Annotated in this window: 18 protein-coding genes; 5 read left to right on the top strand and 13 right to left on the bottom strand. The window is 37.3% G+C overall.

Annotated features, from left to right (window positions below; all coding sequences use genetic code 11):
* Positions 1-111: 111 nt before the first annotated feature.
* The 5 genes from UXI14_RS17480 to UXI14_RS17460 all read left to right on the top strand — a co-directional run bounded on the left by UXI14_RS17480 (position 112) and on the right by UXI14_RS17460 (position 6,593).
* A complete protein-coding gene (locus UXI14_RS17480; RefSeq protein ID WP_335967266.1) occupies positions 112-1,899 on the top strand; it encodes a serine hydrolase domain-containing protein in 1,788 nt (595 codons plus the stop codon).
* Between the two features lie 93 nt (positions 1,900-1,992).
* Positions 1,993-3,738 (top strand): LamG-like jellyroll fold domain-containing protein, encoded by a 1,746-nt coding sequence (locus UXI14_RS17475; RefSeq protein WP_335967265.1) that lies wholly within the window; start codon positions 1,993-1,995, stop codon positions 3,736-3,738.
* Between the two features lie 120 nt (positions 3,739-3,858).
* The gene (locus UXI14_RS17470; RefSeq protein WP_335967264.1) at positions 3,859-5,211 is read left to right on the top strand and encodes a Gfo/Idh/MocA family oxidoreductase; all 1,353 of its coding nucleotides are present in this window, start codon (positions 3,859-3,861) and stop codon (positions 5,209-5,211) included.
* 39 nt (positions 5,212-5,250) lie between these two features.
* The gene (locus UXI14_RS17465) at positions 5,251-6,000 is read left to right on the top strand and encodes a DUF1080 domain-containing protein (RefSeq protein ID WP_277899592.1); all 750 of its coding nucleotides are present in this window, start codon (positions 5,251-5,253) and stop codon (positions 5,998-6,000) included.
* Positions 5,997-6,593 (top strand): DUF1080 domain-containing protein, encoded by a 597-nt coding sequence (locus UXI14_RS17460; protein ID WP_335967263.1) that lies wholly within the window; start codon positions 5,997-5,999, stop codon positions 6,591-6,593. Before UXI14_RS17465 ends, UXI14_RS17460 begins: the two co-directional genes overlap by 4 nt.
* Before the next feature lie 97 nt (positions 6,594-6,690).
* Here the strand turns inward: UXI14_RS17460 and UXI14_RS17455 are convergent, their stop codons facing one another.
* The 13 genes from UXI14_RS17455 to UXI14_RS17395 form a co-directional block, all read right to left on the bottom strand.
* On the bottom strand, positions 6,691-6,918 hold the full coding sequence (locus tag UXI14_RS17455) for a DUF6095 family protein (protein ID WP_335967262.1): 228 nt from the start codon (positions 6,916-6,918) through the stop codon (positions 6,691-6,693).
* Positions 6,902-7,726: an N-acetylmuramic acid 6-phosphate etherase gene (gene murQ / locus UXI14_RS17450; protein ID WP_335967261.1), complete on the bottom strand. Its 825-nt coding sequence runs from the start codon at positions 7,724-7,726 to the stop codon at positions 6,902-6,904. The genes UXI14_RS17455 and murQ overlap by 17 nt, the downstream gene beginning before the upstream one ends.
* A gap of 19 nt (positions 7,727-7,745) precedes the next feature.
* Positions 7,746-8,627 carry a DUF4249 domain-containing protein gene (locus UXI14_RS17445; RefSeq protein ID WP_335967260.1) on the bottom strand — a complete coding sequence of 294 codons (882 nt, stop codon included), beginning with the start codon at positions 8,625-8,627 and terminating at the stop codon, positions 7,746-7,748.
* A 4-nt stretch (positions 8,628-8,631) separates the two neighbouring features.
* On the bottom strand, positions 8,632-11,004 hold the full coding sequence (locus UXI14_RS17440) for a TonB-dependent receptor (protein ID WP_335967259.1): 2,373 nt from the start codon (positions 11,002-11,004) through the stop codon (positions 8,632-8,634).
* Positions 11,005-11,275: 271 nt separating this feature from the next.
* The gene (locus tag UXI14_RS17435) at positions 11,276-13,501 is read right to left on the bottom strand and encodes an NADP-dependent isocitrate dehydrogenase (protein WP_335967258.1); all 2,226 of its coding nucleotides are present in this window, start codon (positions 13,499-13,501) and stop codon (positions 11,276-11,278) included.
* A 597-nt stretch (positions 13,502-14,098) separates the two neighbouring features.
* On the bottom strand, positions 14,099-14,449 hold the full coding sequence (rplS, locus tag UXI14_RS17430) for a 50S ribosomal protein L19 (RefSeq protein WP_277899585.1): 351 nt from the start codon (positions 14,447-14,449) through the stop codon (positions 14,099-14,101).
* Positions 14,450-15,051: 602 nt separating this feature from the next.
* On the bottom strand, positions 15,052-15,480 hold the full coding sequence (locus tag UXI14_RS17425; protein WP_335967256.1) for a DUF1801 domain-containing protein: 429 nt from the start codon (positions 15,478-15,480) through the stop codon (positions 15,052-15,054).
* Between the two features lie 72 nt (positions 15,481-15,552).
* On the bottom strand, positions 15,553-16,494 hold the full coding sequence (locus UXI14_RS17420; protein ID WP_335967255.1) for a serine hydrolase: 942 nt from the start codon (positions 16,492-16,494) through the stop codon (positions 15,553-15,555).
* Positions 16,495-16,873: 379 nt separating this feature from the next.
* Positions 16,874-17,551, bottom strand: a complete 678-nt coding sequence (gene trmD / locus UXI14_RS17415; RefSeq protein ID WP_335967253.1) for a tRNA (guanosine(37)-N1)-methyltransferase TrmD — start codon at positions 17,549-17,551, stop codon at positions 16,874-16,876.
* 22 nt (positions 17,552-17,573) lie between these two features.
* Entirely contained in the window at positions 17,574-18,647 is a 1,074-nt protein-coding gene (locus UXI14_RS17410) for a DUF748 domain-containing protein (protein ID WP_335967252.1), read from the bottom strand.
* Positions 18,648-18,725: 78 nt separating this feature from the next.
* Positions 18,726-19,343 (bottom strand): tRNA (guanine-N1)-methyltransferase, encoded by a 618-nt coding sequence (locus UXI14_RS17405; protein WP_335967251.1) that lies wholly within the window; start codon positions 19,341-19,343, stop codon positions 18,726-18,728.
* A 106-nt stretch (positions 19,344-19,449) separates the two neighbouring features.
* Positions 19,450-20,247, bottom strand: coding sequence for a DUF2490 domain-containing protein (locus tag UXI14_RS17400; RefSeq protein WP_335967250.1), 798 nt, complete (start codon positions 20,245-20,247; stop codon positions 19,450-19,452).
* Between the two features lie 136 nt (positions 20,248-20,383).
* A complete protein-coding gene (locus UXI14_RS17395) occupies positions 20,384-21,835 on the bottom strand; it encodes a glyceraldehyde-3-phosphate dehydrogenase (RefSeq protein WP_335967249.1) in 1,452 nt (483 codons plus the stop codon).
* Positions 21,836-22,019 lie beyond the last annotated feature (184 nt).

The raw sequence follows: 22,019 nt of genomic DNA, 5'->3' as shown, positions 1-22,019 counted from the left end.
TTTGGCCGGTGCGACCGGTGCACTACGCTAAGGGGTACGTTATAATTAAAATGCATATTGATAACTTATATCTGTTTTCATTTAGTAAATTGCAATATAAATTATTGATGTATGAAATTTACTCCCAAACTTTTAATCCTTTTTTTACTTTTTACCTCGTCTATATATGCACAAAACGGTGCTGAACCGTGTATTCTCCTTAAGAATGATGCCAATGTAATTCCTATTATAAATCTTGGCGATAAAATAGCAAGCGTTAACCTATGTCGAAATGCCGATGTAAGGGAGTTTAATTCGACGCTCAAGAAATATGCAAAGATCGATGTGTTTGATTTGACGGATTCTAAAGATATTTTACAGCAATTGGGAAGGTATGATATTGTTATATTTTCTATTGCCAATAAAGAAGTTAATTGGGAACTGCTCTATAAAATAACTAGCCTTTTGCCTCAAGCGAAGATTATAGGTGTCTCTTTTATTAAACTGGATAATTTTATTTATAACAATTATATTTTTAATGCAGATACACTTATTGAGTATGCCGATGGCGAAAAAGAAAGCTTGAATAATGCAGCATCGCTTATTTTTGGTGGAGTTGGCTGTAGTGGAAAACTTAATGCGGATATAAAAGGGCATTTTAAGAAGGGAGCGGGTATAACAATAAAAAACTTAATCCGCTTAAATTATGGAAAGCCCGAGGACGAGGGTTTGGATGCTTCGTATATACATAAAAAGGTGGATTCTATTATGGATACGGCCATAAGGGAGCAGGCTTTTCCCGGAGCCCAGCTTTTGGTAGCCAAAAATAATACGGTAATTTATCATAAATCGTTTGGGTATCATACCTTTGATAATCTACAGCCTGTCTCCAATGACGACTTATACGATTTGGCTTCGGTTACAAAAATAACAGGGCCATTGCCCGTTTTGATGCAACTGGTTGATAAAGGTAAAATAGATGTTGATGAAAAATTCAGTACTTATTGGAAGCCCTGGTCACATATTAAGGATAAAAAAGACTTAACAGTCCGGGAAATATTGGCGCATCAGGCAGGTTTGGAGCCTTATTATATTTTTTTAAATGAAATTTTGAAAAAAGGACATTTTAAGAGGAGGTATGTACGGACTGAATATAGCAAGCGTTTTCCGGTAAAGATATACAAAGACCTATATCTAAATAGGAATTTTAGGAAGAAAATGTATAGAATTATTGGGAAGTCTAAAGTTTCGGATGTAAAAAAATATAAATATTCCGGGATGAGTTTTTTAATTTATCCTGAATTGATTGAAGAATTAACAGGCGTTCCTTACGAAAACTATGTTATAGACAGTATATACAAACCTTTGGGTGCATACAATTTAATGTTTAACCCAAGTGGTAAATATCCAGAAAAGCTTATTGTTCCAACAGAACTGGATACCATATACAGAAAGGCATATGTAAAAGGTTGGGTTCATGATGAAAATGCCAGTTTATTGGGCGGTGTTTCGGGAAATGCTGGTTTGTTTGCAACCGCCAACGATTTGGCTAAATTAATATACATGTACCAGTCTATGGGAGCTTATGGGGGCAAACGTTATATTTCTGAAAAAACACTGAAGGAATTTACAAAAGTACAATACCCCGAAAACGGAAATAAACGTGGATTGGGTTTTGATAAGCCATTACTTAATAATTCGGAATTGGATATCGCTCATGCATCTCCAGCACCAGAAGTAAGTCCGGAAAGTTTTGGTCATGGTGGGTTTACCGGAACATACGTATGGGCAGACCCGGTAAATAAGCTTTTGTTTATTTTCTTGTCCAACCGTGTTTACCCAACACGAACTCACAGAAACCTATATAACTTAAATGTTAGGCCTTCTTTGCAACAAGTTTTTTATAAGGCTTCTTTATAGGTTGTAAATGAAGGGCGTTACCATGATTATTCATTAAATAGCCATAGCTTCAATAGTTTTTTATATTTTAGTTGTAATCATCTAAACCAATTAATGAAAACTAACTTTAATATTATTGCGGTGTTTGCTTTTTTGTGGAGCATTAATGTTTTTCCGCAGGGCTATGATATATTGGAGCAAGAACATTCGGTCAATGTAGAGATTAACGGAGAGCCATTAAAGGGTGTAGGTTGGAAAGAGGTGCCGGGATTAATTACAACAGGTGTGTTTTCAACTTCCGAAGCAAAATTGTCGCCGCAAAAAAGAGGGTATCGTTTTTCTCCCGATATATTTAATTTTGATGATTATAACACAAACAGTGCCAAAATTTTTAGGGCCTATAAGTATCATTTAACCGATAAGCTTAAATTTCACCTTCCGTTTCAGGAAAATCTTCTTGAAAATATTTTACTGGAGAATGGAGCAACGCCAATTGATATTGAATACAAAAAGAGCAATAAGGGTAAGGTTGCTTATTTTAATGGGGTTTCCAGTTATATCGATTATGGTTCAGATGATGCAAATTTTCAGGAATTGACAATTTCAGTATGGCTCAAACCCGAAAAAATTTCCGGTAGCAATAGTATTATTGGGAAGGGAGAAGTTTTTTCTGCCAAGATATTCAATGGAAACTTACAGTTTACCACCCCGGGAATTAAGGACCATACAAGTTATGCAGTAAACATAAAACCGGGTGAATGGATTCATGTTGCGTATGTTTATATGCCAAACGATAAAGTTTTTTTCTATCTCAATGGTCGGTTAATCGACCAGAAAGAGGCATCAACAATTGCCAATACAGACCATTCCGTTTTAATAGGCAGTAATTTATGGGGGCAATATTATAATGGTTTAATGAGCGATTTTGCTATGTGGAACCGAGCCTTGAGCGATGATGAAATATACAGCATATATCAAAAAGGCATTCCTGTTAAGAGCAATAATGCAAAATTACCAGTTTGGGCTTATTTTGCGGGAATATGTTTAATTGTATTTATAATAGTTTGGATATTAAGAAGAAAGAAATTTTCAAGAAAGATTGTAAAGATTGAAAACGAGGAGACCATAGTTTTGGGAGATTATCATATTGAGTTATTGGGAGGTCTGGTTTTAAAAAGTGCCAATGGTATGGAAGATATAACGCACCTGCTATCGCCCAAAAGGAAAGAGCTATTTTTGTTGTTATTGCTATTTACCCTTAAAAGTGGAGGGATAAGTTCAAAAAAGATGGGAGAAATCTTATGGCCCAATTTTACTCCTGCAAGTATAAAAAATAACAGAAGTACACAAATAAAGGAATTAAGAAAAATATTGGAGGGTAAATTGCCCGTCGATATTATTTTTTCTGATAAAAAATGGAGCTTGATAATCCCCAATGACATTAGAATTGATCTTTTAGAGTTAAAGCACTTTATCCCTGAATTATTCAACAATATAAAACACAGCACCAAACAGTTAAAAGTAATGAGCATTTCCCATTTGGTCAATAAAGGCCCCTTTTTACCCCAATTGGATTTGGAATGGCTAGATAGTTTTAAGGCCGATTACGGAAATACCATTCTTGATATATTAACCCCGTATATTGAAGAAGAACTAGAAATTGAGCATCAGGCCTTGTTCAATATTATAGACGCCATTTTGGTTATTGACCCATTGTATGAAACTGCTGTTAAGAAAAAAATTCAACTTTATGTTAACGAGGGGAAACACATGTCGGCAAAAAAAGTGATGGATAGCTATAAAAAACTTTATGAATCCTTTTATAAGGAACCATACGATGTAAGCCTGCTTTCAAACTAATAACACATCGGTTATTTTAGACTTAAATCCTTCTATTTTTATACATTACCCCGTTTATTACCCCTTTTAGTACATCCTATATCAGTAGATTAGGGTTATTAATTCAACTAATACACTTTTATGGATAAAAAAAATAGACGGAGTTTTATAAAAAAACTTGGTGTTGCTGGGGCAGCTGCAACAATTTCGCCAATGGCTTTTGCAAAAGAAACCAAGCCTTTTGAGTTTCTAAAAAGAACCAATGGAAATAATGATTTAAGTACACTACGGATAGCTTTAATAGGTGCCGGAGGCATGGGAACAGCCGATACGCTAACCGCTTTAGAGCACCCCAATATTGAATTGAAGGCTGTATGCGATTTATATACGGCAAGGCTCGATGCGGCCAAAGCAAATTGGGGAAGCCATCTTTTTACAACCAAAAACTATAAGGAAGTATTAAAAAGAGACGATATTGATGCTGTTATAATTGGTACTCCAGACCATTGGCACAAACAAATTGGGATCGATGCCTTGAAATCAGGAAAACATGTTTATTGCGAAAAGCCCATGGTACATTCTGTAGGCGAAGGCATGGAACTTATCAACGCATGGAAAAAGTCCGGGAAAATATTCATGGTAGGAAGCCAAGGGTTATCTTCCTTGGGAAATGAAAAAGCGAAGGAACTTTTGGCAAATGGAGCAATTGGCGATATTAATTATGCTGAAGGGTTTTGGGCACGAAACTCGCCTATTGGGGCATGGCAGTACCCAATTCCAGACGATGCTTCTCCTGAAACAGTAGATTGGGATACCTATATTGCAAATACCAATAAACGCCCATATGAAGCAAACCGTTTTTTTAGGTGGCGTAATTATATAGACTACGGAACCGGAATGTCTGGCGACCTGTTTGTACACCTTTTTTCAAGTTTGCATTTCATTACAAATTCTTACGGGCCAACAAAAATATCGGCTACTGGAGGCCTAAGGTATTGGAAAGACGGACGTGAGGTGCCAGATGTGTTGTTGGGGATGTTTGATTACCCAGATACGGAGCAACATCCCGGTTTTGACCTTTCTTTGCGGTGTAATTTTGTTGATGGGACCAGCGGGAGTACGTATTTAAAAATTGTAGGAAGCAAAGGTTCTATGGATGTGAAATGGGAAGAAGTTGTTTTAAAAAGAAATGCCAATTCTTTTGACGATGACGACCCATTTACCAAAGAAAAGATGAAAGGCAAAACTCAACTATCCGATAGAAAACATATGGTGCCGCCATTGGAACTTGTTTACAAAGCCGAAAATGGATATAAGGGCGCTCATTACGATCACTTTTCCAACTTCTTTAATGCCATACGCAACGGCGGAAGCGTTGTAGAAGATCCTGTGTTTGCTTTTAGGGCCGCAGCTCCTGCATTATTGTGCAATGATAGCTATAGGCAAAATAAATTTATGGAATGGGATCCGGTAAACATGAAGCTAAAATCGTAATTACGACCCGAAAAATATAATAAACCTAATTAATTTATAATGAAAAGAATTATATATATAGCACTTATAATGGCTTATGCAAGTATTTCTTGTAAGAGCAAAGAAAAAGAAAATACAGATTCTTCCACTGTAGAAGAAGTCAAGGAAGTAGCCATTCACGAAAGGAAAGAAGGAGATTGGCAATATATTTTTGATGGGACCAGCACAGATGGTTGGAGAGGTTATAATGCCGAAACCTTGCCCGAAGGATGGGTGCTGGAAGGAGATATGCTAAAATCGTTGGGAAAAGGAGGCGATATAGGCGGTGACATTATTTATGGAAAAGAAAAATATGGTGAATTTGAACTTTCTGTTGAATGGAAAATATCTGAAGGCGGCAATAGCGGACTTTTTTATCATGTTCTGGAAGGAGAGCAGTATAAAGCCCCTTATTTTAATGCACCGGAATACCAAATGATAGACCAAATAGGGTTTCCTGAAAAATTAGAGTCATGGCAGTCGCTCGGTGCCGATTACGGTATGTATAACCCCGATTATGAAGGAGCGGTAAAAAAGGCTGGCGAATGGAATACTACAAGGATTGTTTTTACAAATGAAAAGGTTGAATATTGGTTAAACGGTAAGCAAACGGTATCTTTTGTTCCTTGGTCCGACGATTGGCAAAAAAGAAAGGAAAGCGGTAAATGGAAAGATTATCCAGATTATGGAAAGGCTAAAACCGGCTATATCGGTTTGCAAGATCACGGAAGTTTTATATGGTTTAAGAATATAAAAATTAGAAAATTATGAAATTAAGGCATATAGCGGCATTGACCGTTTTGTTTCTCGCCATGGCTTGTGGCTCTTCAACTTCTTTATTTAACGGCAAGAATCTTGATGGTTGGGAAATATACGGAACAGAAAAATGGTATGTAGACAATGAGGGCTTGTTGGTTTCAGAAAGTGGACCCAATAAGCAATATGGGTATTTAGCTACCGATAAAACCTATCGCGATTTTGAATTGACCGCTGAATTTAAGCAAGAAGCCGATGGAAATAGCGGAATATTTTTCAGGTCGAGTATTGAAGGAACAAAAATAAGCGGATGGCAGGCCGAAGTAGCCCCGCCAGACCATGACACAGGAGGGATTTACGAATCTTATGGGCGTGGTTGGCTTATTAAGCCCGAAAAGGAAAAAGATAAATATTTAGCGTATGGAGATTGGAACAAAATGAAAATCCGCGTAGAAGGCAATCATGTTACCACTTGGTTGAACGGGCATGAGATGATTAGCTTTACCGATGATGAAATTGGACAGGCCAATGGAAAAATTGCATTGCAGATACACGATGGGGGCGGTATAAAAGTATATTGGAAGGATATAAAAATAAAAGAGCTTTAAAGGCTTAAAGAAGCAATTTGTTAATTAATGCGATAGGGCCGGCATAGAAGTGAAAACTTGTATGTCCGGCCCTTGAGCTTTTTATGATTACCTTTATTTATTCATCCCCAAAAAAGGATTTCATAATAATTTTTAAACTGTAAAATCCCATGATAATAGCTGCAACGGCCAATAACAGCCCCAAAATTAAAACGGGCCAGTACCATGGGTGCGTTTGGTTTTTAAATGCTTGATATATAACGGTGGGCGCCATAAACATTAAAAGTACCGTATAGGCAAAATATTTAAGGCTTTTAAAGAAAAGTTCTCTATTGGTTCTTTTCATCTTTATAGGCATTTATGGCATTTCTAACGCTTCCGTGTTTTTCTAGTAAATTTGCAGCTATGGTTTTGTCGACATTTATTTCATCCATAATCATTTTAATTCCCCTGTTTACCAATTTATGATTGCTTAATTGCATGTCTACCATTTTGTTGCCGACCACGCGACCCAATTGTATCATTACAGAGGTGGAAATCATGTTCAATACCAGTTTTTGTGCTGTTCCAGCTTTCATGCGGGAGCTTCCCGTAACAAATTCCGGGCCTACAATAACTTCTATAGGAAACTGCGCTTCCCGGGCCATTGGACTATGTAGGTTACAAGTAATGCATCCGGTAACGATGCCGTTTTCATTACATTTTTTTAGGGCTCCGATTACGTAAGGGGTAGAGCCGGATGCGGCAATGCCAATTACAACATCTTTTTTGGAAATATTGTATTCTTGGAGGTCTTCCCAGCCTTGGTTTAAAGAATCTTCGGCAAATTCTACAGCTTTTCTTATGGCTATATCGCCACCAGCAATAATGCCAATAACCATGTCGTAAGGAACGCCAAATGTTGGTGGGCACTCAGATGCATCTACAACACCTAAGCGTCCGCTGGTGCCTGCCCCCATATAAAATAAGCGTCCGCCATTTTTAAGTTTTGGAACAATTTCCTGTACCAAGGTTTCAATGGCAGGAATTACTTTTTCTACTGCTTGGGGTACACTTTTATCTTCTTGGTTTATATTGGCCAATAGTTCTTTAACCGTCATTTTTTCAAGGTGATTATATTTAGACGGTTCTTCTGTGGTTTTAGTAAAATTCATGCTTCAAAAGTAAAAATAATTACTCAATAGTATAGGTATATTTATCGGTTTCCGACAATCTAAAGTAGCCGAACGCAAAATTATCGGGATTGGTTGTATTTATAATGTTTCCCCTAACGGTAGCCGGTTGGGTTTCAAATGGGCCACCGCCTTCATTTGCCTGGGCGAGCAATGTATACATGTAATTGTAATATTGTTTGGATATTCCGCTAAGGGAAATGTCCACATCTTCGCCAGACTGGATGTCTTCACTAACAAAAAATGCAAAAACCTCGTTTCCGTTAACCAAACGGTCTTCTATTACGTCGATGGTATTGTCTTTTTCGGCATCAAAAGTATACATATAATAGTTTTCTTCATCGGCGGGATCGTTAAAATATGCTTTTATCTCTATGTATTCTTCTGAAAAAACATCACCGCTATTTTGTGTAACATACGTAAGGTCCGAAACCGGCAACAGTGTCTCTTTGGCCGTATAGGTTTCTCCGTCATGCACTACGGTAAGGTTATATGTAGTGTTCATTACAGGGATAAAACTATCGGTTGTATAAAATCCGGTATTATCTTCTTCGATAAAATCAAATTGGTTCCCATCTTCATCGGTTATATATACCGTGGCGTTATGTACCGGGGGTACTTCATCGGCATAATAAGGCGCGGTAGTGGTTAAACGTATTTGTTGAACATTACCAGAAGTACTTTTTTCCCATTTAATGGATGCTTCTATTACCAATCTTGGTGGTGCTGTGTCAAGATCTACGTCCACAACTTCTTCACAAGAAATTAGAAACAAGGAAAATAGGAGCATAAGCAAAGGGCTTATCTTTTTTGATATATGAGATGAAAATGTAGCCTTGTTTATTGTTTTATTTAGCGAATGTATAATTGATGGAGATTTCATGACACTAAAATTTAAAATTATAAGTAATTGACGGGACAATGCCAAAAATGGAAAGTTTTACAGCTTCATTTCGTTGTTCTTCCATATTCTCCCTGAAGGTAATAGAAGCGGCATTCTTTCTGTTATAAACATTATAGATGCTAAAAACCCATTCGCCTTGCCATTTTTTATTTGTTTTAGGCTTGGGTATGTACGTGGCCGATAGATCTAAGCGGTTGTAAAAGGGAAGTCTGTTGTTGTTTCTTGGTCCGTAACTGGGTATGTTTATCCCTTCGTATTCATACTGTCCGTAAGGAAAAGTAGCGGGTCTTCCGGTCTGGAAAATAAAATTGGCGCCAAAACTCCATTTATTGGTAAGCATATAAGATCCAGTAACCGATATGTCGTGGGTTTTATCATAAGGAGTAAAATACCAATCGCCATTGTTAATACCGGGTTCTGTACTGTTTCTTCCGGGGGTTCGCTGTTTAGATTCAGATAGTGTATAGGCAAGCCAGCCTTGAAGCCTGCCAAGATTTTTTTTAAGTAAGACCTCTATTCCGTAGGCTTTTGCTTCACCGTTTAAAATAACCTGTTCAATGGCATTGTTGGCAATAAGATCGGCCCCATCGATATAATCAATCCTATTTTTAATTTTTTTATAAAACGCTTCGGTTTCCAAAGAGTATGCATTGTTGTTGATATCCTTGAAATATCCAATAGCAACCTGATCTAATATTTGAGGCTTGATAAAGGGACCGCTGGGCGCCCATACATCCAGCGGGGTAGGAGAGCTGGTATTTGAAATGAGATGTAGATATTGTGTCATCCGGTTGTAACTTGCTTTAACCGATTGAGAATCGTCTATGGCATAAGATACCGCAAGCCTGGGTTCAAGGTTGTTAAATGCAGCAATGGATGTGCTTTTACTTTTGCTAATGGTATCTATTGGCGTTGCTTTTTCATATATCCCGAGGTCTTGGTTATATGTTACCGGATTGTTGTTTTCATATACATTAATTTCGCTTTGCCCCAACCTGTCGAATCTGCTGAACCTTATTCCGTATTCAACAGAAAGTTTTTCCGTAATATTTTGTTCAATATCTATGTAAGCGGCAGCCTCATTGGCATATTTATCTACCAATTTAAAATAGTTGACCCCAGAGTTTTCTCCTTCCGGTTCTATTTCCCCGGGATTGAACTTGTAATAGATATTATTGACCCCGTAATGCAATTTAAGGGTATTGGATAAGTAATGTTTAAAGTCGTATTTAAAGTTGAAGTTTTTAATGCCGCTATTCCAGTTGAAGCCAACAAAATCCAAACTGAGCCCATAATAGTAATCACTATATATTAAAGATAGGTTTGAAAACAGCTTATCTGAAAATAAATGGTTCCACCTTACATTTGCCACCGCGTTTCCATAAACGTTGTTAAAACTGTCGCTAATATTAAAAACGTCCCGACCAAAATAACCCGAGAGGTACAAACTGTTGTTGTCATTAAATTTGTATGAAAGCTTGGTATTGAGATCGTAAAAATAAGCAGAATTTTCATTGTTGGTAAGTTTTAGGAAAAGATGAGCATACGAGCTTCTCCCACCAATTAAAAAAGAGCCTTTGTCTTTTACTATGGGGCCTTCTGCCAAAAGACGGCTGGCAACCACGCCGATACCGCCCGTCATATGAAAATCTTTACTGTTCCCGTCCTTTTGATAAATATCCAGTACCGATGATACCCTGCCGCCATACCTTGAGGGGATTCCGCCTTTGTACAGCTTTATGTTTTTTATGGCATCGGGGTTAAAAACGGAAAAAAAGCCAAATAAATGATCTGAATTAAAAATAATGGCCTCGTCCAAGAGGATTAAATTTTGGTCGGCGGCGCCACCGCGCACATTAAACCCAGAAGCTGCTTCACCGGCATTGCTGACCCCGGGGAGCAATAAAATAGATTTTATAACATCGGCTTCCCCAAGAACGGCCGGGATTTTTTTTATGGTGGCCGTTGTAAGCGTGTTTACGCTCATTTGCGGTTCTTTAATGCTAATTTTTTCGATGTCCTCTTCAATAACAACTTCATCCAGTTCTTCGGCATCGTTCATGAGGTAAAAGTCCTTTTTTACATCATCATTAATAGCTATGGTTTCCACTATATTCTTGAAACCTAAATAACTTACCTGCACTTTGTAGGTACCGGGAGGAATGGTTATGGAATAAAAACCATAAGCGTTTGTAGATGTTCCTACGTTTAGTTCCGGGATAATGATATTTACCCCAATAAGAGTTTCGTTGCTGGATGCTTCGGCAATGGTTCCGCTCAGTGTTACTTTTTCCTGGGCGTGTGCCGATGCAATTCCGAATAAAAAGAAAAGGCAAATTTTTATGTGGTTGGTCATTCTTTTTCTTTTGGTATTAAAAATAGGACGAATAAAGAAGAAACGATAAGAATTTCACACTATTATAACAAAACTCAATAATATTTTCTCAGTTAAAAGCATTCATATTCATATAAGATTGAAAATATATCATAACGATTTATTCAAAAAACAAGCTTTACATCTCACTATCTAAAAGCATTTTGAAAAAGTTAGAATAATCGAGTTCAGGTTAAAAAGAAAAGGCCCTCAAAAAGAAGGCCTTATATGTACAATATTAATATGCTTGTTATTAAATTTTATCCAATATACCATTAAATATGGCACTTGGTCGCATTGCCGTTCTTGTTTTTTCAATATTAGGAAGGTAATAACCACCAATGTCTACAGGTTTTCCCTGTGCATTGTTAAGCTCTCCAACAATAGCGGCTTCTTTTTCCGTAAGTTCTTTTGCTATTGGAGAAAAAACATTTTTAAGGTCTTTATCTTCCTCTTGGGCGGCCAATGCCTGTGCCCAGTATAAGCCCAGATAAAAATGGCTTCCCCTTGTATCGAGTTCTCCTACAACCCTAGAGGGCGATTTATCGTTTTCCAAGAATTTTCCAGTAGCATCATCAAGCGTGTTGGCAAGCACAATGGCCTTGTTGTTGTTGTTTACGTTTCCATAATGTTCTAATGAAACAGCCAGTGCCAAAAATTCTCCTAAAGAATCCCAACGTAAATGGCCTTCTTCCAAAAACTGTTGAACATGTTTTGGGGCAGAGCCACCGGCACCGGTCTCAAATAGACCACCACCATTCATTAAAGGCACAATGGAAAGCATTTTTGCACTGGTTCCTACTTCTAGGATAGGGAAGAGGTCTGTTAAATAATCCCTTAATACGTTACCCGTAACCGAAATGGTGTCTTTTCCATCTTTAATCCTAGCCAACGTAAAATAGGTTGCTTTTTCAGGCGACATGATCTTAATGTCCAAACCTGAAGTATCATGGTCTTTTAAATAAAGATTTACTTTTTTTATCAATTCAGCATCATGGGCCCTGTTTTTGTCCAGCCAAAAAACGGCAGGGGTATTTGTTTCCCTTGCCCTGTTTACAGCAAGTTTTACCCAATCCTGAACAGGGAGGTCCTTTACCTGGCACATTCTCCAGATATCACCTTCTTCTACTTGGTGTTCAATAATAACATTTCCGTTTGCATCCAGCACTTGAACAACACCGTTCCCGGCAATTTCAAATGTTTTATCGTGCGAACCGTACTCTTCAGCTTTTTGAGCCATTAAGCCCACATTGGGAACGGTACCCATGGTAGTGGGATCAAAAGCCCCGTGCTCTTTGCAAAAATCTATTGTTGCCTGGTAAATGCTGGAATAGCTGCTATCCGGAATAATGGCTTTGGTGTCCTGGCTTTTGCCTTGAGCATTCCACATCTGACCGGAGTTTCGAATCATGGCAGGCATCGAGGCATCAATAATAATGTCGCTTGGAACATGTAAGTTGGTAATCCCCTTATCAGAATTTACCATTGCCAAATCTGGTTGTTCGGCTAATATTTTGTTAATGGTAGCTTTTACTTCTTTTTTCTCGGTATCGGGTAAAGTTTCTATTTTTTCAAGAAGGTCTCCCAAACCGTTATTTTCTTCAACATTTATTTTTTTCAGAAGGGCGCCATGCTTTTCAAAAAGCTCCTTAAAAAATACCTTTACGGTGTGCCCAAAGATAATAGGGTCTGAAACCTTCATCATGGTAGCCTTTAAATGCACCGAAAACAATACATCTTTTTCCTTGGCGTCTTTTACTTGCTCTTCCAGAAAATCTACCAATGCTTTCCTGCTCATTACGGTAGCATCTATAATTTCGCCGTCCAACAACTTTATTTGTTCTTTAAGAATACTTTTATTGTTGTTGTTATCTACAAACTGAATCTTTATGCTTTGCGCATTAGGTATGGTCAACGATTTTTCGTTGGAACGAAAATCGCCACTTTCCATGGTCGCTACATGCGATTTGGAACTTGAGGTCCATGCACCCATGCTGTGCGGGTTTTTCTTGGCGTAATTTTTAACCGCTTTTGGCGCTCTCCTGTCAGAATTACCTTCTCTTAACACCGGGTTTACGGCGCTTCCCTTTACACTGTCGAACCGGGCTTTAATCTCTTTTTCTTTGTCGTTTTTAGGTTCGTGAGGGTAATTGGGGATGTTAAATCCTTTTGCCTGTAACTCTTCAATGGCGTCTTCAAGCTGCGGGATAGAGGCACTGATATTGGGAAGTTTAATGATATTGGCTTCCGGGGTTTTTGCAATTTCCCCTAATTCCAACAAATCGTTGGGAACTTTTTGGTTTTCTGAAAGCATATCAGGAAAAATGGCCAGAATCCTAGCGGCAAGTGATATATCTTTTGTTTCTATATCTATATTTGATGTTGCAGTAAATGCTTTAACAATCGAAAGCCATGAATAAGTAGCTAATGCTGGCGCTTCGTCTGTTTTGGTATAAAGAATTTTTGGTGTTTGTGACATTTATTTGAAGAACTAATTTTAAATTAAACTTGGCAAATATACAATTTAAAACATTTTTTAAGCAATAGAAAGCTAACCAATTAGATAAAATTAGTGATAAAACAAAAGCCATGTCAATACAATGTATGTTTTGACATGGCTTTCTTAGAAATAGTTTCTTATATGATTATGTAGATTCATTTTGAATTTTCCATAATTTATAATATTCCTATTTCTATTGAAACATCTTCAAGTTTTCTCAACAATGTAATCAAGACCTAACCCAGATGCTTCATTGCTGTTTTCTCATCCTACTTAAGTTTAAAACCTTTGTTTCAACTTTTTCGGCACTGATTTAACATTTTTACGTGCTAAATTCAAACTTTCTGTCGGTAGTGAGGCCGTAAGACCTTTATCCTTGAGACACTTTAAAAACAACTATTTTTAAGAACATATAATATTCCTTAAAACATTATTGTAAATATAGCACAAAAAACGAATAGGTTGCAATTTTTTAACGTTTTATTAATCAACAAGATACAAACAGGGGTTATTAACAATTGTTAATAAAAAAAGTCACGCTTTTGGCGTGACTTCGAAGTTCTATTTTGAATAGGGTTATGATCTAACCTCTTTAATTCTAGCTTTTTTACCGGTAAGACCTCTAAAGTAGAAGATACGTGCTCTACGTACTTTACCTCTTTTATTGATCTCTATTTTTTGAAGTGCCGGCATGTTGACAGGGAAAATTCTTTCTACGCCTACGGTACCAGACATTTTTCTAATGGTAAAGGTTTCTGAAGCGCCAGCGCCCCTTCTTTGTATAACTACGCCCCTAAAGAACTGTGTACGTGTTTTTTCACCTTCTTTAATTTCGTAGTAAACCGTAATGGTATCCCCTGCTGAAAATTGAGGAAAATCCTTTTTTTCTATAAATTCGTCTTGTACAAATTTTACTAAAGCTTCCATCGTGCTATGTTTATAAAAGTTGATTCAAATTAACGTTCACGATTATCGTCAGAGGTTAATCTGAAATTGGATGCAAAATTAATTATTATTCCTTAAAAAACAATCTTTTATGATTAATTTTTTACCGCTATTCTTTTTAAATGGCTCATGCAGCCGGATACTGAGCATATTTTAAATGTTAATTGGATGGTCGTAATTGTTAGCGAAAAGGGATCAGGGATTAGTTAATTGATGACTGTTATTTGTTAATGGTTAATTGTTGAACTTATGAACCTTTGCAACTTTGAATCTTTGCAACTTTGCACCTCTGGATTCTCAACAACATAGCATCGTAACAGTATAATAACCTTAAACTCTGAACTTGAAAACTTCCTTTCCTCATTACTTTATGCGACTTCTCCTTCGTCGAAGTGACCGGAACTTTGCTCGTTGATTGTTGTTAGATGAACTTTGAACCTTTGAAACTCTAGACTCTTAACAGTTCAATTAATGCGAACAACGACATAGCTACGTAACAACATAACAACGTAGTACTATAGCATAACAATGAACCTAAAATCTAACAAACTATTTAATATGCAACAATGTTTGCAATAAGCTTTTTATATTCCCAATGTTATTTGTTTTTTCACTTTATGATACCTTAAAGAAGCTTTTATACATTCCTTTAATTCCATTCTAGGGATTTTCTGATTTAGTTGAAAAACTATTGCCCGCTTCCCTTCAAATTGGAATTTTTTGTCAAAAACAAACCTGAACGTATCTACTAATCTACTCGTGCATTGAAAATACATTGCGTACTGGTCGGGTGTTTTTTCTTTCCAATCTATTCGTAATGTACTACCGTCTTTGGTAACAAAACTTGGTTCTCCCCATTTCAAGGCTTCTTCCAAAACGATTACGTCATCCATATCTTCTGCCGTTTCTATTATCAATTCTCTTAAATACTGCATTTTAGGTCTAACAAAGTCGGGATAATGGGCAAAAACCTTTTCTACTTTCGGATCTGTTTTTACTTTCAACTTGGGCATATCATTTGTTTTTGCATAATGTTCAAAGTTTAACTCGATTATCTAAAAATCGAGCTAATCTAGAAAGCTCCATTAATTAGCTGCTCTTTTGCTGATCAACTTATAAACTTCGTCAGAAACTTTTTTCATTTTCAAGGCCACTTCTTCTTCTTGTATCGGGGTAAAAAGTGCAATGATATATTTAATTTTCCCATCGTCTACAATACCAACATCGTTTGTATAAATGCTCCACCAGCCCGTTTTGTGGTAATACATGGCATTGTCCGGCAATCCCGCGGCAAGTTTACTTTTATCCAATTGCCCGCCGAGTAGTACTTTTAATTGCATGCTAACCCATGGGCTAACAAGTTGGTCGGTGTTTATTTTGTACATAAAGTCTGCTGCATGCAGGGCAGAGGTTTCTGTTCCCCTAATGGTATCGTACCCGGGGTCTTCAAATTGCCTGCCTAAAAATTTACGGGTAACCTCGCTCCCGTGCCAATTGTAGGCATGCATGGTTTTGTTTATGTGTTTTCGGTTGGCAAGGTCGATTAAACAATTGGCAGCCGAATTGTCGCTTCGGGTAATCATTAAGTCCAACAGGTATTTAACGGTAACGGTATCTCCATTTTTGAGCAAAGGGCGGGGATCGTTGAATATTTCTTTTGCTGTGTCTACGTCGTTTGGTGACTTTACCACATAGGTTTTGTACAGCGAATAATCTTTATTGCTTACTTGTTTCAGGATTTCCATGGCAACATACATTTTGTAAACAGATGCCGGATAAATAAAATTGTTCATATTAACACCGCCAATTACAGGTTGTCTTCCGTTAAGGTCTATTACGGCAAATGATATTTTCTCCATTCCGTCCTCGCCAGCATCATAACTGCCGTTCAGTCCGGCATTTGTTATAATTTTTTCAAGGGCGTCCGTAAAGCTTTTTTCTTGCTGATAATAAGCAGGAATTTTAACTTGTGCATGCAGCATAGACACGATAATCAAAAATAAAAAGAAGGTGAACTTTAGTTTCATGAGGTTGGTTTTTATGAATACCTAAAAATAGGAATAAAATATGAGTATAAACCTCAATAGGAAATAGGGGCTAGGGGCTAGGGAAATTGTTAATTGTAGAGCTTTGCACATTTGTAACTTTGAATCTTTGCACCCCCTAGACTATCAACTCTCAACAATCAACTAGAAAACCCTTTTCCTCATTAACTTATAAATAGCATGCGACTTCTCCTTCGTCGAAGTGACTAGAGCTCTACTAGTTAATCGTTGTTAGATGAATTTTGAACCTCTGGACTCTCAACGCTGAACTCAACAGTCCAACCAATGCGAACAACGACATAGCTACGTAACATCATAACAGTATAACAATGTAACACCCAATAACCTTACATAAGCACTTTTATTCATCCAAAAGGTCCGGTCTTCTTTCTTTGGTACGTTTGTAGGCTTCTTCTTCCCGCCATTGTTCTATTTTAGGGAAATTTCCGCTTAATAAAATCTCCGGAACGGTATGCCCTTTGTAATCGGCTGGCCTTGTATAAACCGGGGGCGCCAGTAAATTATCCTGAAAGGAATCGGTCAGGGCCGAGGTCTCATCGTTTAAAACACCGGGAAGTAGCCTAATAATTGCATCGCACAACACGGCAGCACCAAGTTCTCCGCCAGAAAGCACATAATCTCCAATAGAGATCTCCTTGGTTACAAACAAGTCTCTAACGCGTTGGTCAACCCCTTTGTAATGCCCGCACAACACAATTAAATTTCCTTTAAGAGAAAGTTCATTGGCTATTTTTTGGTTAAGTGTTTGTCCATCGGGGGTCATATATATAATATCATTATATGTTCTCTCTGCCTTAAGTTCTGAAATGCACTTGTCTATCGGCTCTATCATCATGACCATTCCCGCACCACCGCCAAATTGGTAATCGTCTATTGTCTTGTAATTGTTGGTAGCATAGTCTCTTAAATTATGAAAATGGATTTCTACATGCCCTTTTTCTATGGCCCTTTTTAAAATCGAGGCTTCAAACGGACTTTTAAGCAATTCGGGGAGTACGGTAATAATATCTATTCTCATGGTTATGTGTTGAGTGAAAGTGCTATTTTTCTTTTTCTAAATCGTTAAATTCTATAGATTCGTCTACTTCGCCTTTATAGGCTTTGATAAAAGCATTTTTAAAAATGCCTACAATAGTAGTAAAAATGTTTGAACCTACATCGTTTAGGTCGCCCTCAACAGGTATTTTAGTTGCCAGAGTGTCCTGTTTTTGGTTTTTAAAGATGAATTTAAAGAAACCGACAAAGCCTTCCCAAGCCTTTTTGAAGATGTTGCTGCCTTCTTTGCCAAAGGCATCTACAATTTTTGTGTCGGTTAAGATTGGCTTAAAATAGCCTTTTAAATATCCGTCGTTAATTACAACTTCACTAAAAAGGTCGAAATTCCCTTTTTCAAAGTCGAACCCGGCATAGGCCAGTGTAAAGGAATTCAATGCCGTAACATTGGCTTTTTCAAGCGAAAAATCAAAGTCCACATCGGGAATTTGCTGGACGAGGTCCATTTTGCCATCCAAATTAATTTTACCTTGCCCAATACTTATCGCCGTTGCCTTTACGGAAGATGGAAGTTCTTGCTCTTTGTCTACCACATTCCGCAAGTTTGTGGCTGTAAGGGATATTTGGTCGATGTAAAGGTCTACGTCCGGACTTTTGTTAAACTGAAGGAAGCCCACTTTTCCTTGTTCAATATTGAGTTTGTTAATGTCTATCGGGACCAGGTCGGTTAAAGCTTCGCTCCAATCTTCATTGGTAGGCTCTACCGAGTCTTTGACCTGCTCCTCGAAAATATAGGTTACCTTGGGCTTATATAAATTAATCTTGCTTACTATTTTTCCATTGAATAAAGATTTCCATTGAATGGAAATATCCGATTTTTCAAAATCCAGAAAAGGGATATTGCTTTCGCCTTCTATTTTATCCAGTTTTAACTGGTGAATTACATAGGCACCGCGGTATAAATTAATATCGATGTCTTCCACATGCCCCCAATACCCCGGAATATCCTGAAGTGTATTGTTTACATAGCGTTTAACTATGCCGGGCAGCAATAGCCTGAAGATTATCAATATTATTACAACGGTTAAGACTACATAAGATAACTTTTTTCTTTTGGACATGTATTTTTATTTGAGAAAGTATTAAGATAAAAAAACTCCCCGAAAGGGGAGTCTAATAAAATCTTAAAATCCAAAACCTTATTTAGATTTTGCCAATTTTTGTTTGTTAATTTCGTCCTGAAGCTGTCTTCTTGCTTTTTGTTCCCTTTCCAGGGCTTTTCGTCGGTGCTCTTCGTACTCGTCTTCAAGTTCGGCCAGTGCTTTTCTTGCCTGTTGGGTAACCACATTGGCATTCTTAAACTTGTAAATAAACAACCCGAGAATGAGCGCTAAAATTGCTACAATCCCCCACATAATGCCTTTGTACGCAGGCTTATTTATTAAAGCACCGAAAAAAGAAATGCTATCTTTTTCTTCGGTTACCGTGGTTAATTGTTGGTTTGTAGATGCCAGTTCTTTGTTTAGGCTTCCAATTTTGCCTTCCTGGGTGCCTGTTAACTGCTTGGAGGCAGCCAACTCTTTTTCGAGCCTTGCAACAGAGTCGAGGGTGTTTTTCTTCAACAGATAAAGCCAATTTTTCTTGACTACCTTATAGTCTTGATAATTGTTGGCCTTTTGGAAAATGTATTCAAACTGGTTGTTGATACTTCCCTTTGTTAAAGACAGTTCTTCCTCTTCGGATTGTTGCTGCGCGCTAACCGAAAAGATTGAAAATAGAAATAATGTGATTGCTGTTAAAAGTGTCTTTCTCGTCATCTTCATTCGTTAAAATGTTAATTTGGGGTTGCAAAGTTACGTTTTTACTGCTAACGAGCACAATATTAAGATATTGTTTTTAATAATAAAAAAATCTTCAAGGATTTTATAAAGTTCCGGGTTTTTTGTCTTTTTTCAATTTAAAGGTTTTGTATACCCTTAACCTAAAAATGATATCGTTTGTCCTTACAAGCTCTTCAAATTCCTGTTTGGTATAATGGTACGATATATTGAACTGGATTTTAAAGGTAGGGTCCACAACATATCCAACTCCCGGAGACAAGCGTATAATGTCGTTAATTTGTTTGGAGCTTTTTATATTAAAGAAAAATTCAACATCTATTGGGATATAAAAACCACGCCCTTTAGAAACGAAAAGCCCTTCAAGGTTAATGTTCCCCGTAATTTTATAGCGCAACCTTAAACCAAAAGACGAGCCATCGTCCCTAAAAGGGTTGGTAAAACGTTCTTCCAACCTAAAATAATGTAAAAAATCTATTCTGTTGGTTAGGTTAAACCCAATTTTATAGCCTTGGTAAATACGTAGCTCGAAAGCGTCGATATCATTAAAATTATGAATGTAATAATAGCCAACCCCACTAACCAAACGCTGGTCGAAAACAAACTTTCTCAAATTAAACTCGTCCAGGGCATAACTTAGTTCGGCTTTGGTATTAAAACGGTTCCAGCTTTTTGGGCTTACGGTACGGTAGCCTATTTCGGTATTTAATTTAACCCGTTCACTAATTTGCCATCCCGGCTGGAAGGTAAACCATGCCTGCTTGGTTATATCGTGATCGTAAATACTGTCGTTTTCCTGGGCACATAAAAAATTGCCCATTAAGAATATAAAGCCAACAGATATAAAGGTTTTCGAAAAAAAGGTTGGTATTATTAGCTTCATACTTAATACGTATAGTAATAAGATACTAAAATTAGCTAATAAATACGTAATATAAAAGGAGCCTTGTTTTTATTCTATGTTAAAAACGTAAGGCTCCCTTTTTATTTATCAATGAATGGAACAATCAAACTCGGGTTTAATAGTATGTAAACCTTCTTACTTTGGCTATATATTTTGCCAACCTGATTACTTGGTGGCTATACCCATATTCATTATCGTACCAAATGTAAAGTACAATATTTTTTCTGTCGGAAGATACAATGGTGGCATTGCTGTCGTATATCGCTGGAGCGGAAGTTCCAATGATATCCGAAGAAACCAACTCATTGTTAAGAGAATATTTAATCTGTTCCACCAGATCTCCTTCCAGGGCATATTTTTTTAAGGTTGAGTTGATGGCATTTTTTGAAGTAGGCTTTTCCACTTCCAGGTTTAAAACCACCAAAGAGCCATTTGGAACCGGTACCCTAATAGCATTTGATGTTAATTTACCATCCAAACTGGGCAGTGCTTTTGCAACGGCTTTACCGGCACCTGTTTCAGTTATTACCATATTAAGTGCGGCTGCCCGGCCTCTTCTGTATTTGCTGTGCATATTGTCTACCAAATTTTGGTCGTTGGTATAAGCATGTATGGTTTCTAAATGTCCTTTTACAATCCCTAGTGCATCTTCAACAACTTTTAAAATGGGCGTAATGGCATTGGTTGTACATGAAGCGGCCGAAAAAATATCGTATTTATTAGGGCTGTATTCGGCATGGTTGACGCCGTAAACAATATTGGGCACGTTTTTACCGGGGGCGGTAAGCAGGACCTTTTCTACACCTTTGGATTTTAAATGCTTGGCCAGGGATTTATCATCTCTGTAGGCACCAGTATTGTCTATAACCAATGCCTTTTTTATTCCGTAAACGGTGTAATCTATTTTTTCAGGTGCTGAAGCGTTTATTAAGTATACCGTAGTGCCGTTGATTACAAGCGCTTTTTTGGCAATATCTATGGTTACGGTTCCCGGGAAGAAGCCATGAATGGAGTCGTTTTCGAGTAGCGAAGCTCTTTTTTGTAATATTTCTTCGGTAATTTCGCCACGGGTAACAATTGCCCTTAACCGTAGTTGGGAGCCTATGCCCGTTTTTGCCATAAGTTCTCTGGCCAAGAGCCTACCAATTCTTCCAAAACCGTACAGAATTACATCTTTTGGTTCTATCTCCTTGGTTTTGTGGGCATCTTTTAACTTATTAATCACAAAAGAAACCGCATCAGAGTGATTGGTATCTTCCAAATGGTATTCATAGGTGAGCTTCCCGATGTCTATTTTGGAAGAAGGAAGGTTCATGTTTTTTATTGCTTGGGCAAGATCTACCGAATCGAAGATGGAAATGGGTTTTTGAACAAATTCCCCGGCATACTTATGCAGGTTCATAATCTCGCTCACGCTTTTATCAATCAACTGATTTCTAAAAAGAACGAGTTCAATGGCATTGTCGTACCAAAGGTCGCTTACAATTTTTATAAATTCAATAGTTGCTCGTCTACGATCTGCTTGAAAAGCCAGTTCTTTTTCGTAGGTGTCATTTTTAATTGCCATATGGTATTTTAGTTTGTAGTGTTTTAATTTTTTTGCAAAAGTATATATTTCAAACGTTTTCGTAAAGGAAATTTTATAAAAAAAAGAGCCCTGTACAAGGAGGGCACTGAAAAAGTCCCTTATGAAAATAAAAGGAGTTAGAATTAATTTTCTGCTCCTTTTTTCTTTTCTTTAGAATTATAAC

The sequence above is a fragment of the Galbibacter sp. PAP.153 genome (genome assembly GCF_037029175.1).
GTDB lineage: Bacteria > Bacteroidota > Bacteroidia > Flavobacteriales > Flavobacteriaceae > Galbibacter > Galbibacter pacificus.
Note: the sequence above shows the minus strand (reverse complement) of the source record. Positions and strands in the feature narration are given on the sequence as shown.

Bases quoted from the DNA above. Each gene is read 5' to 3' on its own strand.
- UXI14_RS17475 (WP_335967265.1), top strand. From the start codon at position 1,993: ATGAAAACTAACTTTAATATTATTGCGGTGTTTGCTTTTTTGTGGAGC.
- UXI14_RS17435 (WP_335967258.1), bottom strand. From the start codon at position 13,501: ATGTCACAAACACCAAAAATTCTTTATACCAAAACAGACGAAGCGCCA.
- UXI14_RS17395 (WP_335967249.1), bottom strand. From the start codon at position 21,835: ATGGCAATTAAAAATGACACCTACGAAAAAGAACTGGCTTTTCAAGCA.
- UXI14_RS17405 (WP_335967251.1), bottom strand. From the start codon at position 19,343: ATGACGAGAAAGACACTTTTAACAGCAATCACATTATTTCTATTTTCA.
- UXI14_RS17480 (WP_335967266.1), top strand. From the start codon at position 112: ATGAAATTTACTCCCAAACTTTTAATCCTTTTTTTACTTTTTACCTCG.
- UXI14_RS17460 (WP_335967263.1), top strand. From the start codon at position 5,997: ATGAAATTAAGGCATATAGCGGCATTGACCGTTTTGTTTCTCGCCATG.
- UXI14_RS17455 (WP_335967262.1), bottom strand. From the start codon at position 6,918: ATGAAAAGAACCAATAGAGAACTTTTCTTTAAAAGCCTTAAATATTTT.
- UXI14_RS17410 (WP_335967252.1), bottom strand. From the start codon at position 18,647: ATGTCCAAAAGAAAAAAGTTATCTTATGTAGTCTTAACCGTTGTAATA.
- UXI14_RS17425 (WP_335967256.1), bottom strand. From the start codon at position 15,480: ATGCCCAAGTTGAAAGTAAAAACAGATCCGAAAGTAGAAAAGGTTTTT.
- murQ (WP_335967261.1), bottom strand. From the start codon at position 7,726: ATGAATTTTACTAAAACCACAGAAGAACCGTCTAAATATAATCACCTT.
- rplS (WP_277899585.1), bottom strand. From the start codon at position 14,449: ATGGAAGCTTTAGTAAAATTTGTACAAGACGAATTTATAGAAAAAAAG.
- UXI14_RS17470 (WP_335967264.1), top strand. From the start codon at position 3,859: ATGGATAAAAAAAATAGACGGAGTTTTATAAAAAAACTTGGTGTTGCT.
- UXI14_RS17420 (WP_335967255.1), bottom strand. From the start codon at position 16,494: ATGAAACTAAAGTTCACCTTCTTTTTATTTTTGATTATCGTGTCTATG.
- UXI14_RS17465 (WP_277899592.1), top strand. From the start codon at position 5,251: ATGAAAAGAATTATATATATAGCACTTATAATGGCTTATGCAAGTATT.
- UXI14_RS17445 (WP_335967260.1), bottom strand. From the start codon at position 8,627: ATGAAATCTCCATCAATTATACATTCGCTAAATAAAACAATAAACAAG.
- trmD (WP_335967253.1), bottom strand. From the start codon at position 17,551: ATGAGAATAGATATTATTACCGTACTCCCCGAATTGCTTAAAAGTCCG.
- UXI14_RS17440 (WP_335967259.1), bottom strand. From the start codon at position 11,004: ATGACCAACCACATAAAAATTTGCCTTTTCTTTTTATTCGGAATTGCA.
- UXI14_RS17400 (WP_335967250.1), bottom strand. From the start codon at position 20,247: ATGAAGCTAATAATACCAACCTTTTTTTCGAAAACCTTTATATCTGTT.